This is a genomic window from Corynebacterium sp. 22-2729, assembly GCF_053479475.1.
The window spans coordinates 26,219-40,655 of sequence record NZ_JBRBCA010000014.1 but is presented as its reverse complement, the minus strand read 5'-3'; the positions used below and the strand labels follow the sequence as shown (position 1 = coordinate 40,655).

Here is a 14,437-nt window from a genome sequence, read left to right as displayed (position 1 = left end):
TGTGGTTTGTCGGTGGTTGTTAGCGGTGGGGTCACGCCCGGTCCCTTTCCGAACCCGGAAGCTAAGCCTACCTGCGCTGATGGTACTGCACCTGGGAGGGTGTGGGAGAGTAAGTCACCGCCGGCATTAAAACTTGAAAAGAATCTGGCCCAGAGCCTTTCTCCGAATAGGGGAAAGCGCTCTGGGTCTTTTTGTATGTTCAATTGTGATCTCGGTCTTGGCTCCGAAAATTCGTGAAGCACAGCTTATAATTAGGTTTATCGAATAGTTTTCCTGCGGTGCTACCCGCAGAGCAGGCACTACCCCATACATATTGGGGAATACAGAGGAGTTAAGGGAGCTAGGCTAATGCAACAGCAAAAAGAGACCACCCATTCCAATAGCGCTGCTCGCGCTGTAAACCTGCAGCGCATCTATGGACACGGTGAAACAGAGGTTCGCGCTGTTGACGGTATTTCTATCGACTTCCTCGACGGCCAATTCACCGCAATTATGGGACCAAGCGGCTCCGGCAAATCAACGCTGATGCACTGCATGGCCGGACTTGACTCCATTTCCAGCGGCAAGGCATATATCGGTGATACCGATATTTCAACCCTCCGCGACAAGGAGATTACTGCTCTTCGCCGCGATCGGCTGGGCTTTATTTTTCAGTCCTTTAACCTGGTTCCCACGCTCACGGCAAAGGAGAACATCACGCTCCCACTGGACATTGCAGGGGAGAAGGCTAATCAGGAATGGTTCGATGAAGTAGTGCAGCGTCTTGGACTCAAAGGACGCTTGCAACACCGCCCCTCTGAGCTTTCAGGTGGTCAGCAGCAGCGCGTAGCATGTGCACGCGCTCTCGTTTCCCGACCCGACATCATTTTCGGTGACGAGCCCACCGGCAACCTGGACTCGAACAGCTCCGCTGAAGTGCTAAGCATTCTTCGCAGCGCCGTGGACAAGGATGGGCAAACAGTTGTTATTGTGACCCACGATCCAAAGGCAGCCTCCTACGCAGATCGCGTGGTGTTCCTTGCCGATGGTCGCATCGCCGATGAATTAGCCAAGCCCGATGTAGAGTCCATCCTCGGAGTCATGGGCAAGCTGGAGGATCACTAGTCATGCGTAGACACACCCGCGCTGTAGCAAAGGTCTCCTATCGAAGCGTCCTTGCCAACAAGATTCGCTTCCTTCTCACGATCATCGCCGTAGTGCTTGGAACTGCGTTTATTTCCGGTTCCTTCATGTTCACTGACATGATGCAGAAGTCCTTCACCGGAATCTTCGAAAACGTTTACTCCGCTGTAGACGTAGAAGTCTCCCAGAAGAAACCAACCAAGCCAATCACTGTCGAGACAAAGAAGCAGCTGCAAGAAAACCAGGATGTCAAGGGTATCTCCATGGCGTCCGAAACCACTGCAGTAGTTGCTAAGGACGGAAAGCAACTTAGCACTGGCGGAGCTCCTTCCGTACTTTTCCCCAATGACTTCACTGAAGGCGCTCCCGGCCCCTCGGTTAACGTGACTGACGGTAGCGAACCCAAGGGGGAGAAGGAGGCGATGATCAACGGCGATGCCGCAGAGAAGCATGGCGTGCACATCGGCGATACGCTCAAAGCTATCGACATTCGGGATAGCCATGAGTACGAGATCGTGGGTATCTATGACACGGATTTTGCCGTAGGCGGCTACCTAGGCTTGGGCGTAGATCCTGAGACTTATATCAAGCGATACACGGACGGTACTTTCCCGGACGGCTTCTGGCTGTCTGCTCGCGACGGAGTATCTCCGGAGCAACTCAAGAGTTCAATTGAGCAGAAGTACCCCGACTTCAAGGTTGTTACCGGCGACTCGATCGTGGAGAAGTCCTCCAAGGAGGTGAAAGAAGGCCTCAGCTTCGTCACTTACTTCCTCCTTGCCTTTGGCCTGGTCAGCCTTCTCGTCGGCGCTTTCATTATTGCCAACACCTTCTCTATGGTGGTGGCGCAGCGTATCCGTGAGTTTGCGCTGCTCCGCTCCCTGGGAGCTTCACGTGGGCAACTCACAACCTCCGTGGTGTTCGAGGCCATCCTCGTTGGCATCGTCGGATCCGTCCTGGGCATTATCGCGGGCATGGGGTTGGCGAAGGGGATCTTCGCTCTCATGGATCAGTTCGGCTTCGGCCTCCCGAACTCAGGGCTTACCTTGACCCCACAGGCAATCATTCTGCCTTTGATCGTTGGTGTCCTGATCACGATTCTCTCGGCATGGGCACCTGCCCGTCGTGCCGGTCGCGTGCATCCAGTCGAGGCGATGCGTTCCGGCGATGTCTCCAGTTCGTCGCCGTTGAAGTTGCGTACCATTTCGGGGCTGGTCGTAGTTCTTGCGGGTGTCGCCGCTGCAGTTACCGCGCTGTTGCTTAGTGACGCCGAAACGAGCAACCGGGCATCGATCCTCGGACTCGGCGCTCTACTGGTGATTGTCGGCACTTTCCTGGTCTCTCCGGCACTATCGATTCCAGTTGTCCCAGCACTGGGACGCGTACTTGGGGCTCCCTTTGGCGCGGTTGGAAAGTTGGCGTCCACAAACTCGCGCAGGAATCCGCGACGCACCGCAACAACTGCATTCGCGCTAACCCTCGGCGTGGCACTCGTTGCCGCATTTGGCATGGTCGGTGCGACGATGAAAAGCGCCATGGAGGACATGATTGGAGATACCGTCAAGTCCGATCTGGTGGTGAGCGGTCCTGCGAACCAGGGGTTCCCATTGCCTAAGGGAGTAGAAAAGGCAGTGGCAGATACGGATGGTGTGGAGTCCCTTTCCACCGTCGGCACGACACCCATCAGCGTCGGCAAAGCCAAGGGTGAAAGCAGCGTGAACTACTCCGGCAGTTTCTCCTTCTTCTACAAGGGGGATCTGGGGAAGTCCATGGGGCTGAAGTCCTTGGGCGGAAACCTGGAGACTGAAAAGCCCGGCTTCTATGCCTCTGAGAGTAAGGCCAGCCAAATGAAGTGGAAGGTCGGCGATTCCGTGCCGATCTACCGCGTAGGCCAAGGAAAGCTAGGCGAAGTAAAACTTCTGGGAATCTATACGGAGCCGATTCAACCGCAGACATTACTCAATGAAGCTGCGCTCAAGCCCTACCTCGGTCAGGGGAAACCGATCTCCGAGGTCGATGATCTACGAGTTATGCAGATCTTCGTTCACGCTAAGGACGGCGTTCGGGAACACGAACTACAGGAGAAGGTGCGCAAGTCGGTGGAGCCCTTCATCGTGGCTGATGTCCTCACCACTACCGAGTACGCAGGTACGGTGTCGAAATCCATTGACCAGCTGCTGATGATCCTCAACGCAATGCTGGCGCTGTCCATCCTGGTGGCCATCCTGGGCATTATCAACACCCTGGCATTGAATGTGATCGAGCGTAAACAAGAGATCGGCATGTTGCGTGCGGTGGGTATGTTCCGCCGACAGGTAAGGCGGATGATCACCCTAGAGGCTGTACAAATTGCCATCTACGGTGCACTACTCGGTGTGCTGATCGGCGTGGGGCTGGGCTGGGTATTTGTGAAGGTGCTGGCCGCCGAAGGTCTGGACAAGGCCGTTCTACCTTGGCAGTTGCTACTTACAATGGTGGTTGGCTCCGGTATCGTTGGCGTGCTTGCCGCGCTATGGCCGGCGCATAAGGCGGCAAAGACATCCCCGCTCGAGGCGATCGCCGACTAGGGGAGCTACGTATATGGGGTTCGGAAAGTCTTGCGAAAGTCTTACAATGAAAAACTATGAGTGAGCAGACCCCGAACTCCGATATCGTGAGCCTGCCCGGCAGCAGTCGTGACGTGCAGCTGGGCGTGGAGCCGCTGACCGCGCAACAGCAGTTGGAGCAGCTGAATAACTTCTTCGAGGATAATTACCCGGAGATCTTCAACTCCCTGGTCACCGATGAGGGGGTTACCTACAAGGAGCAATCCTGCCCCGTCCCTGCGGACCTCGTGGATGATACTGAGCGTATGTGGGCGCGGGTACCTGACCTGCTAGCGCACAGCAGCTTATTGGTGCTGGGGGCTGGTTTGGATCACCGCATGCCCCACGTTGCTTATACCGCACAAGTGCGAGCAGAGCCCTGGACAGCACAGCATGGTGCGCTGCCGGATGGGGTTGTTGGAACGGTTCTGACGCCCCCTAACCCCAGTGGGGCAGTAGCTGTCAGTCTGCATGGAGGGCCGGGTTGGTTTGGGGATGGTGCGAGCCACGACCAGTTCTGGCTGCCGCTGTTCGCGGCACTAGCGGAGCGCTCCGGGGTGACGATTGTGGATCTGACATATCCACTACCTGGCTATGGATCCTGGGAGCTCAGTCAGCAGGATGTTGCGGAGGCTATCTTTCAGATCAAGTCGGAGCTGGCGCCGAAGGCATTCGGCCTGGTCGTCTTTGGTAGTGGGCTCGTTGCTGCCGGCCAGGTGGTGAGCACGGCGCCGGATTTGAATTTCCTGGCGGCCCTAAGCCCGCGAATCCCGGAGGGGTTCGCGGTGGATATTGCAGGGGTGCCGACGGCTATTTCCATTGCACGTTTCGATAGCAGGGGAACCGCGGGTGGCGTCATTAAGAAGTACTTCGAAGAAAGTGGCGCCGAGGTGCAGTTTTACGAGTACGACAGTGAGCACATCATTGCCGCACCTGCTGTGTGGCGGCAGCGCATTGATGATCTGGCTGGGTGGCTGCGACAGGCAGTTGCAGATTGTTGAACAACATTCTAAGGTGATACGGATCACTAATAGAAAGGTGCTTTAATGTCCAACACAGACGAGCACACGGGTAACCAGCCCGAAACCGCCCGCGCTGCCACATTCACCGCATCGCTGGGCGCAATGTTCCTCATGGCCACGAGCGCCATCGGCCCGGGCTTTATCACCCAGACCACCGTCTTTACAGTGAAGATGGGCGCAGCTTTTGCGTTCGCAATCTTGGTATCGATTCTCGTGGACATCGCCATTCAGCTCAATGTTTGGCGTGTGCTGGGCGTATCCGGTAAGCGTGCCAACGAGCTAGGCAATGAGATTCTGCCGGGGCTCGGCTGGGTCATGGCTGCTTTCGTCTTCGTTGGTGGCCTGATCTTCAACATCGGCAACATCGGTGGCACGGGTCTGGGCCTCAATGCGATGCTTGGTCTGAATCCGCTTATCGGTGGTGGTCTGTCAGCGGCCATCGCCATTTTCGTCTTCCTGTCCAAGCGTGCGGGCATGGCTCTGGACCGTATCGTGGTCGGCTTGGGCGCGATCATGATCCTGCTGATGATCTACGTCGCGATTGTCTCTTCGCCGCCACTGGGCGAAGCGCTGCAGAATACCGTGATGCCGGACGAGGTGGACTTCCTGGTGATCACCACGCTGATCGGTGGCACCGTCGGCGGTTACATCACCTTTGCAGGTGCGCACCGCATGATCGATTCCGGACAGACTGGCGTGCATAACGTAGGCACGATTACCAAGGTCTCGGTCTCCGGCATCGTGGTCACAGGCGTGATGCGTATGCTGCTGTTCCTGGCAATCCTCGGAGTGGTCGCCTCGGGTGTGACCCTGGCTGGCGACAACATGGCCGCTGATGCATTCCGCCACGCAGCCGGTGACATCGGCGTGCGCTTCTTCGGCGTGGTGCTGTGGGCTGCAGGCTTGACGTCTGTGGTGGGCGCCTCCTACACCTCGTTGACCTTTGTGACGCCACAGTCCATGAAGAAGTCCACCTTCAACTGGCTTGTTGTTGCGTTCATCGCTGTGTGCGCAGTGATTTACCTGGTCCTCAACAAGGCACCGCAGAAGCTACTGATCTTTGCTGGTGCGTTTAATGGTCTGATTCTGCCGATCGGCTTCGCTGTTGTGCTGTGGGTAGCCTGGCGCCGCCGTGATCTGATGCAGAACTACAAGTACCCGGCATGGCTGCTGATTCTAGGCGTTGTCACCTGGTTGTTGACGCTTTACCTGGGTTGGAGCTCGATGAGCAAGTTGCCAGAAATCTGGGCCTAAGACGTTTATCGAAGGAAAGGGGAGTGGAAGTGCAGACATTCCAGAATCCTGGAGTGCTCTCACCACGACAGGCGCGTGAGATCTTCCGCGGGGGCACTGTGACACACACCTCCGGCTACTCACGGGGCTACGCGCAGGCAAATCTGATCACATTGCCGCAGCAACAGGCATTCGACTTCCTCCTCTTTGCTCAGCGCAATCCCAAGCCTTGCCCGCTGCTCGGAGTGCTAGAGGCTGGACAGGTCTCCTCCGAACTGCTGGTGGATGGCGATATCCGCAGCGATATTCCGTTGTACCGCGTATACCGCGATGGGCAGCTGGAAGCGGAGGTTCCGGACGTGCGTGACGTGTGGCGCGATGACCTGGTGAGCTTCATTATCGGCTGCTCCTTTACCTTCGAAGCAGCACTGCTGGATAACAATGTGCCAGTAGAACACATCGCCCAAGGGCGGAACGTGCCCATGTATCGGACGAATATTGAGACCACCCCTGCGGGAGTGTTTTCCGGGCCGATGGTTGTATCTATGCGACCAATTCCCGCCTCCCAGGTGGCCGATGCGGTGCGGATCACCTCGCGTTACCCGGCAGTGCACGGCGCTCCGGTACATGTGGGCGACCCGACCGCAATCGGCATCGAGAACCTGGATCAACCCGACTTTGGCGAATCCGTGGATATTCCTGCGGGCACAATTCCGGTGTTTTGGGCATGTGGAGTGACCCCGCAATCGGTGGTGATGGAGTCCCAGCCGGAGTTCGCTATCTGCCATGCACCGGGCCACATGCTGATTACCGATGCACGCGACGTGCAGTATCAGGTGCCCTGATCGTTATGGGGACTCGACCCTCCAGCCTTATCACCCTCAAGCCTTATAACTCCGGCACAGCAAACTAGCCGAAGTAGCGATCGATATTGTCATGCGTGTGCTGCAGGGAACCAGCTAACTGGTTAGCTGCAAGTTCCCAGCGCTTCTCCGCAATCAGATCCGTTACGGCTCGGTTCTGGGCGATGAACTCCACATGGAACTGGTGATTCAGTCGGTTAGCGCGCACAAAACCCAAGCGCATCTGAGCCAAAATACGATCCATCGTCTGATTGAGCCCTTCCGACCCCGCGCTGACCACGATCGCACGGTGAAACGCCTGGTTTGCATCCGCAATCGCGCGGATATCGTCATCAGAGGCATCCCGGCCAGTGGAATCTCGTAGCTTTTCCGCCGTGGATACGATGCCCTCCAGCTTCTGTAGCCCTTGTCGTGCTCCCCACAAGAGGGCACCCGGTTCCAACACCAGGCGACTGGCGTACATGTCACGCAGATCTTCGCGGGTGGGTTCCACAATAAAAACACCCCGGTTGGGGATCCGCTCCAGCAGCCCCTCCGAAACCAGGGTGGCGAAAACCTCCCGCAAGGTATTACGGGAGATTCCCAGTGTTTGAGCCACATTCACCTCGTTCAGCTTTTCGCCGGGAGCATAAGTCCCGGAGGCGATGCCGTCGAGGAGGCGAGAGTGCGCAATAGCTGACTGGGAGTGCATAGCACTACAGCCTATTACGCAACGGTGCTCAAGATTAAGCGATGTGGCCCAGCGGGTCGCCCTTGGACACATTGTCGCCCGGGTTGAGGCTCGCCAGAGTGATGGTGCCAGATGTTTTAGCCTCCACCGTGGATTCCATCTTCATCGCCTCGATCGTCGCGATCGGCTGACCGACCTCCACCGAATCGCCATCGGAAACCTGCCACTTCACCAGCACACCAGTGTAGGGGCACTCCACCGCGTTGCCGGCGGTAGAAGCGCCTGCTCCGGACTTGTCAGCGCCAGCGTTGGAACCAGCGGCAGACGAGGTTGAGGTGGCGTCAGCACCAGCCGAAGGGGTAGCAGCAACGCCGAAGGAGGAAGGAACGCTCACGCGGTGTAGGCGACCATCGATTTCTACGGTAAGGGTGGTGCGCTCCGTGTACGCATCCTCGACGTCCTCGGGGGAAGAGCCGGCGTAGCCAGCGCCGATGCCCGGCTCGTACTCCTTGTCCACCCAGTCGGTGTATACGTGCAGATCATCGCCGCAAAACGCAGGGTGGGTCACGATGTCCTTGTGGAACGGCAATACCGTGCGTACACCCTGGATACGCATCTCAGCCAGTGCGGCCTGGGCGCGGCGCAGCGCGACCTCACGGTTCGGCCCCTTGACGATGAGTTTGGCCATCAGCGAATCGTAGAAACCCGGAATCGTGGAGCCAGCGCGCACACCAGCATCCACACGAATGCCGGGACCAGTTGGGATCTCGAACTGGGTCACGGCGCCAGGGGAGGGGACGAAGCCGTTGGCCGCATCCTCTGCATTGATACGGAACTCGAAGGCATGGCCATCGCTAGCTGGATCTTCATCGAAGCTCAGCGGCAGGCCTGCGGCAATGCGGAACTGCTCGCCGACAATGTCCACACCGGTCACGGCTTCGGTGACTGGGTGCTCGACCTGCACGCGAGTATTGACCTCCAAGAAGCTAACGGTGCCATCCTCGGCGACAATGAATTCCACCGTGCCTGCGCCCGTGTAGTTCGCGGCCTGGCAAATGTCGCGGGAGCCCTCGATGATGTCATTGCGCTGCTTGTCGGTGAGGAACGGAGCCGGAGCCTCTTCGACCAGCTTCTGGAAGCGACGCTGCACCGAGCAGTCACGCGTGCCGATGACACGCACGTTGCCGTGCGTATCGGCCAGTACCTGCGCCTCGACGTGGCGGGGCTTGGTCAAGAACTTCTCCACGTAGCACTCACCACGACCAAATGCCGCCTTGGCCTCGCGGCCTGCGGACTCAAACGCAGCTTCGATGTCGTTGTAGTCGTGGACGACCTTCAGGCCACGGCCACCGCCGCCGAAGGCAGCCTTAATCGCGATAGGCATGCCGTGCTGGTCTGCGAAGTCGCGGGCCTGCTCCCAGTTCGGGATCGGGTCCGGAGTGCCGGGAGCCAGCGGGGCTCCAGCCTCGGTGGCCAAGGCGCGCGCGGCGACCTTGTTGCCCAAGGTCTCGATGGCCTCCGGCGCCGGGCCAACCCAGGTCAGGCCAGCTTCAGTGACGGCACGAGCGAAGTCTGCATTCTCGGAGAGGAAACCATAGCCGGGATGCACGCAGTCCGCGCCGGCGCGCAGAGCGATGTCCAGTAGAGCCGGGATATTCATGTAGGTTTCAGCGGCGGTATTGCCAGGCAGGGTGTAGGCCTCGTCGGCGATCTTTGCGTGCAGGTTGTCCACGTCTGCCTCGGAAACGACAGCGATGGAACGGATGCCCAGATCGCGAGCGGCACGTGCGATGCGAATCGCGATTTCACCGCGGTTGGCGATGAGGACTGTCTGCAGTGGGAAGGTATCTTGGCTCATTGGTTGTTCCTTGTTTCCTTTAGCGTTCTTAGGTGTTGTGTCGGGTGTCTTATTGTGGTTGCGGCGCCTGCTGTGACTGCTGTGCCTGCTGATCGAACTCCATAAGCTCGAAACGCACTGTGTCGCCTGGCGCAAGCTGACCAGCCTTGTCAAGATCCTTGTCGACGACGGTTGCGATGACAGGGTAGCCGCCAGTTACCGGGTGGTCCGCCATAAACACTACGGGCAGACCGTTCGGAGGTACCTGGATGCTGCCCGTGACCATGCCCTCACTGGCGAGTTCTCCGTCGCGGCTGCGCTGCAGCGGCGTAGGGGTGGGGCTGCCCTCGCTACCGTGACTGTCCTCGCTGCCCTCCGGCAGTGCCAGACGGAGCCCGACGCGGTTCGACTGTCCCGTAACGATCCACTCGATCTCGGTGAATCGCTGCAGCTCCTCGTCACTGAACCAGTTGGCGCGCGGACCGGCCACACAGCGCAAAACATTGCTGCCGTCGAAGGGGTTGGTTGTGGTCGTACCGACGGAAGCCTGTGCGGTTCGACGTCCTGCCTTCAGCACATCACCAGTAGCTACGGGTTGTGGCCCCAAGCCCGAGAGAATGTCGGTTGCGCTGGAACCCAGCACCTGGTCTGTGATTAGTCCGCCGCGTATTGCAACGTAGTTGCGCAGACCATTGCCCTTGCCGCCAACGGGTTCGATCTTCAGCGTTTGGCCTGCTTTGACCTGTACAGGGGCACCGAGTTCGAAAGTCTTACGGTCGATTGATACCTGTGCCCGTGCACCCGTGACGCAGACCGCGGTATCCACCAGAGCCTCTAGCTCCAAGCCGCCGATATTTTCAAGCACCGTTGCCGTCGATGAATTGCCGACCACATCGTTCGCGGCCCAGGCGCTTGCCCGGTCGATCGCACCGGAGCTGTTTACGCCGATGTCGCCGTAGCCCGCACGACCGGTGTCCTGGAAGAGTGTCTGCAATCCAGCGTCGAGAACCTTAAGGCTCGGCCGGACGGGCACGTGAGGTTTGTTGCTTTGTGACGCCCCTACGCCCGCGCTCGTGGACGTGTCCTTTAGGGTGCCAGCGTGTGCATCGCTGGACGTGGTATCAACACCTGCTTCCACATTGATGGATTCGCGCACTTGGCGGTAGCGGACAGTATCGCCAGGCTGCAGCAGGGCGGGCTGCTCGGCGTGCGTATCCCACATTGGCTGGGTCGTGTGCCCCAGCAATTGCCACCCGCCAGGGGAGGTGCGGGGATATACGGCGGAGAACTGTCCCGCCAGACCGACGGCGCCGGCGGGAACCGCTGTGCGCGGGGAACTGCGACGGGCAATATCCCAGGTGTAGGAATGATCGTCTTCTGCAGGCACACAATAGGTGAAACCGGGAGCAAAACCGCCGAAAGCTGCCAGCCACTTTTGCTGCGTGTGGCGGTCGATCAATTCTTCGGTGGAAATGCCCATCAGTTCTGCGACATCCGCCAAGTCCTCGCCGTCGTAGATGACGTCGATGGTAACTTCTCGCGGGGTGGTCTCGGCGGAGCTCTGCGGACGGAAGTCGCGCAGTGCTTTCAGGCCTGCGATGGCGGAGGAATGGGCGTCGAAACAAACCAGTACAGTGCGCGCCGCGGCGATGGCTTCGACCTGCCCGGGCAAGGGGCTGGCGACAAGTGATGCGTGCCAAGCCATGACTGTGGCGAGGTCGGGTAGATCTACGATGACGGCACGGGTGCCGACGGGGGAAACGGTGTGGCTCACAGGAAGCTCCCGATAGTGATGTCGTTGGCCTTCAGTTCTGCGGCGATGCGCTCTGCCATGGCGACCGCGCCGGGTGAATCACCGTGGACGCACACTGAATCCGCTGACGTGTGGATGGTGGTGCCGTCGATGGCCTCGATGGTGCCTTCCTGCGCCATGCGGACAACGCGGTCGGCGACGGTATCCGGGTCGTGTAGTACTGCGCCGGCTTCGCGACGGGATACCAATGTGCCGTCTGGGTTGTAGGCGCGGTCGGCGAAGACCTCGTTGATTACGCGGAGGCCGGCCCGTTCTGCGTATGTGGCGGCTACGGCTCCTGGCAGCAACATCACGGGAAGATCTGCTCCAAAAGCCTTGATTCCCTCGATGACGGCTTTTGCCTGTGCCTCGTGGTGGACGATTGTGTTGTACATCGCGCCGTGGGGCTTTACGTAGCGCACCTGCGTGCCCCGAGCCTTGGCGAGCGCGTCGAGAGCACCGATTTGGTAGAGCACCTCGTCGGCCAACTCCGCGGGGGAGTAGTCGACGAAGCGGCGGCCGAAGCCAGCTACATCGTTGTAGCCCACATGGGCGCCGACGGTCACGTTGTTTTCGGCAGCGGCGGCGAGGGTGGAGGAAATGGCATGGGGGTCGCCAGCGTGGAATCCACAGGCGACGTTGGCGCTAGAGACGATGGCCACCATTGCTGCATCGTCGCTGACCGGGTTGCCGCCGGTCGTTTCGCCGAGGTCAGCGTTGAGGTCGATGGAAATCGGGTTGCGGGAGGTGGACATGTGATCGACTCCTTGTATGGCCAGTAGCGCGGGTTTCCGCACCGCCGGCTGGATTGTTCAACAATGTGCGTGCCAGTGTAGTGACCTACGCAACCATTGTGAAATCAATCACCCGGTTTTCGCAATCGTGATCTACGTTAGTTTTTAGCCTTTTTATCGCCGGGATTGTCGAGCAGATAGACACTGCGGGGAGCCGCCTTGGCCTTATCCACCTGATCCAGCAGTCCCTCCAGGCGCTTCCACAGGTTCGTGCTGATGGCACGCTCCGCACGCTTCCACACCTTGGCATCCCCGGTTCCCCATGCCACCGGCATTGGGGAAATCTCCTCATACACCTTGGGGCCACGCGTAGGACGGTAGCCAGTCACCGCCATAGACGGCACTTTGGCGCCGACCTCCCGAGGAACTCCCGGAATGGAGGTGACGGTGCGATAGGCCAGAGCGGGGACGGTCCGCGCTGGATCTGCGGAGGCGTCGACCAGCATCAACAGCACCATATCCCGTGCATTGACCTCTGCAATCATCGCCGGAGCCAGGTCATACATGTCGAAGTACTGCTGCGGCGTCCCCATCTTCCGCGGCAGGATCGGGATCAGCGCCAGGCACAACAGTGCGAATACACCGAGAGCGAAGCTAATGGCGATTGCCCACCAGTGCGTGCCAGCGGTCACCAGCAGAACAACCACGATCACGGCCAACACAAGCGCCAAAATGCCCGCCGAGACCTGCATGCGCTTGGCATCGCGCAGAAACTCATTGTGCTTACGGGCGTATTCGTCGTCGACATCAAAATGGAAGTCAACCTGCATCGGTTGCTGGGCGGCGGACATGGGGCTCCTTAACGTGGCGGTCTAAAGGCAGGGATAATTCTAAAGGTCGAAAGAATCGACGATGCGGTAGCCGTAGCCCTGCTCAGCCAAGAAGCGCTGGCGGTGCGCGGCGTAGTCCGCATCCAGTGTGTCACGGGCGACGATGGAGTAGAAAAACGCCCCGCCACCGTCCGGCTTTGGACGCAGAATACGGCCCAGCCGCTGGGCCTCCTCCTGGCGAGAACCGAAAGTGCCGGAGATCTGAATGGCTACCGAAGCACCGGGCAGATCGATGCTGAAGTTCGCCACCTTGGACACCACAAGAGTTTGTAGCTCACCGTCGCGGAACTGCTGGTAGAGCTTTTCGCGTTTGGCGTTGCCGGTCTTGCCGTCGATAACAGGTACATCCAGCTCGCCAGCGATCTCCTCCAGCTGGTCGATATACGCGCCGATAATCAGGGTGGGCTCGTCCGGATGCATTTCCATGATCTTGCGTACCACCTTGGTTTTCGTTGGTGTGGTGGCGGCCAGTCGGTATTTGTCGGATTGCTCGGCGGTGGCGTAAACCATCCGCTCGGCCTCGGTTAGCTGCACGCGCACCTCGGTGCAGTCCGCCGGGGCGATCCAGCCCTGCGATTCGATGTCCTTCCATGGGGCGTCATAGCGCTTCGGCCCGATCAGGCTGAATACGTCGCCTTCGCGGCCGTCCTCGCGCACCAGGGTGGCGGTGAGCCCCAGACGGCGGCGAGACTGCAGGTCGGAGGTCATGCGGAACACCGGGGCAGGCAGCAGGTGAACCTCGTCGTAAATGATTAAGCCCCAGTCGCGGGAGTCGAACAGCTCCAGCGCCCGGTATTCGCCCTTCGACTTGCGCGTGACCACTTGGTAGGTGGCGATGGTCACGGGGCGGATCTCCTTCTTCTCTCCGGAGTATTCGCCGATTTCATCCTCCGTCAGGGAGGTGCGGCGCACTAGCTCGTCCTTCCACTGCCTGCCCGCGACGGTGTTCGTCACCAGGATCAGGGTGGTGGCCTTTGCCTTGGCCATCGAGGCCGCGCCGACCATCGTCTTTCCCGCACCACACGGCAGCACTACCACGCCCGAGCCGCCTTCCCAGAAGCTATCGGCCGCCATCTCCTGGTAGTCGCGCAGCTGCCATTCTTCGTGTTCCTGCGACAGCTCGATGGGGTGCGCCTCGCCGTCGACGTATCCCGCCAGGTCCTCTGCGGGCCAGCCGACCTTCAGCAGTTCCTGCTTGAGCCTGCCACGTTCGGAAGGGTGCACAACGATCGAGTCCTCGTCGATGTCTGCGCCCAACATGGGCTTGATCTTTTTGTGACGCCGGATCTCCGTCAACACAGCCCTGTCCGTCGTCTCTAGCACGAGCCCGTGCGCCGGGTGCTTGATGAGCTTCAGTCGCCCGTAGCGATCCATTGTGTCTGCAATGTCGATCAGCAGCGGTTGCGGGACGGGGAACCGCGAGTAGGTTTCCAGCACGTCCATGACCTGCTCCGCGTCGTGCCCTGCGGCGCGGGCGTTCCACAGCGCCAGCGGGGTGATGCGGTAGGTGTGCACGTGTTCGGGCGCGCGCTCCAGCTCCGCGAACGGTGCCAGCGCGGTGCGCGCCTCCTGCGCCTGTTCGTGGTCGATTTCCAGCAGCACGGTCTTATCCGACTGCACAATGAGCGGTCCGTTTCCAATGCCCACGCTGTGTGTCACTTCCTTTTTGTTTATCGACGCCACCGCGAC

11 protein-coding genes and 1 rRNA gene are annotated in these 14,437 nt (G+C 59.5%); 6 read left to right on the top strand and 6 right to left on the bottom strand.

The genetic code is table 11. The features are described 5' to 3' along the window. The first annotated feature begins 8 nt into the window (after positions 1-8). The 6 genes from rrf to ACUY2T_RS09645 all read left to right on the top strand — a co-directional run bounded on the left by rrf (position 9) and on the right by ACUY2T_RS09645 (position 6,807). Positions 9-126, top strand: a 5S ribosomal RNA gene (gene rrf / locus ACUY2T_RS09670). Between the two features lie 222 nt (positions 127-348). Further along, positions 349-1,104, top strand: coding sequence for an ABC transporter ATP-binding protein (locus ACUY2T_RS09665; RefSeq protein ID WP_448308411.1), 756 nt, complete (start codon positions 349-351; stop codon positions 1,102-1,104). Positions 1,105-1,106: 2 nt separating this feature from the next. Next, positions 1,107-3,689 (top strand): ABC transporter permease, encoded by a 2,583-nt coding sequence (locus tag ACUY2T_RS09660; protein ID WP_448308410.1) that lies wholly within the window; start codon positions 1,107-1,109, stop codon positions 3,687-3,689. A 56-nt stretch (positions 3,690-3,745) separates the two neighbouring features. Beyond that, positions 3,746-4,708, top strand: a complete 963-nt coding sequence (locus tag ACUY2T_RS09655) for a hypothetical protein (RefSeq protein WP_448308409.1) — start codon at positions 3,746-3,748, stop codon at positions 4,706-4,708. 45 nt (positions 4,709-4,753) lie between these two features. Then, entirely contained in the window at positions 4,754-5,983 is a 1,230-nt protein-coding gene (locus tag ACUY2T_RS09650) for an NRAMP family divalent metal transporter (protein WP_448308408.1), read from the top strand. A gap of 23 nt (positions 5,984-6,006) precedes the next feature. Continuing rightward, positions 6,007-6,807: a putative hydro-lyase gene (locus ACUY2T_RS09645; RefSeq protein WP_448308407.1), complete on the top strand. Its 801-nt coding sequence runs from the start codon at positions 6,007-6,009 to the stop codon at positions 6,805-6,807. Positions 6,808-6,871: 64 nt separating this feature from the next. Here ACUY2T_RS09645 and ACUY2T_RS09640 read toward each other — a convergent pair whose 3' ends face one another. From ACUY2T_RS09640 to ACUY2T_RS09615, 6 genes are all read right to left on the bottom strand, one after another. Beyond that, the gene (locus tag ACUY2T_RS09640) at positions 6,872-7,516 is read right to left on the bottom strand and encodes a GntR family transcriptional regulator (RefSeq protein ID WP_434820489.1); all 645 of its coding nucleotides are present in this window, start codon (positions 7,514-7,516) and stop codon (positions 6,872-6,874) included. A 34-nt stretch (positions 7,517-7,550) separates the two neighbouring features. Beyond that, positions 7,551-9,353 carry an acetyl/propionyl/methylcrotonyl-CoA carboxylase subunit alpha gene (locus ACUY2T_RS09635; protein ID WP_448308406.1) on the bottom strand — a complete coding sequence of 601 codons (1,803 nt, stop codon included), beginning with the start codon at positions 9,351-9,353 and terminating at the stop codon, positions 7,551-7,553. A gap of 49 nt (positions 9,354-9,402) precedes the next feature. Continuing rightward, positions 9,403-11,106: a 5-oxoprolinase/urea amidolyase family protein gene (locus ACUY2T_RS09630; RefSeq protein WP_035002607.1), complete on the bottom strand. Its 1,704-nt coding sequence runs from the start codon at positions 11,104-11,106 to the stop codon at positions 9,403-9,405. Continuing rightward, positions 11,103-11,879 (bottom strand): 5-oxoprolinase subunit PxpA, encoded by a 777-nt coding sequence (locus ACUY2T_RS09625; protein WP_035002609.1) that lies wholly within the window; start codon positions 11,877-11,879, stop codon positions 11,103-11,105. The genes ACUY2T_RS09630 and ACUY2T_RS09625 overlap by 4 nt, the downstream gene beginning before the upstream one ends. Positions 11,880-12,016: 137 nt before the next feature. Beyond that, positions 12,017-12,709, bottom strand: coding sequence for a DUF3239 domain-containing protein (locus ACUY2T_RS09620; protein WP_035002612.1), 693 nt, complete (start codon positions 12,707-12,709; stop codon positions 12,017-12,019). 39 nt (positions 12,710-12,748) lie between these two features. Continuing rightward, positions 12,749-14,395, bottom strand: a complete 1,647-nt coding sequence (locus ACUY2T_RS09615) for a DNA repair helicase XPB (protein WP_448308413.1) — start codon at positions 14,393-14,395, stop codon at positions 12,749-12,751. Positions 14,396-14,437: the final 42 nt, after the last annotated feature.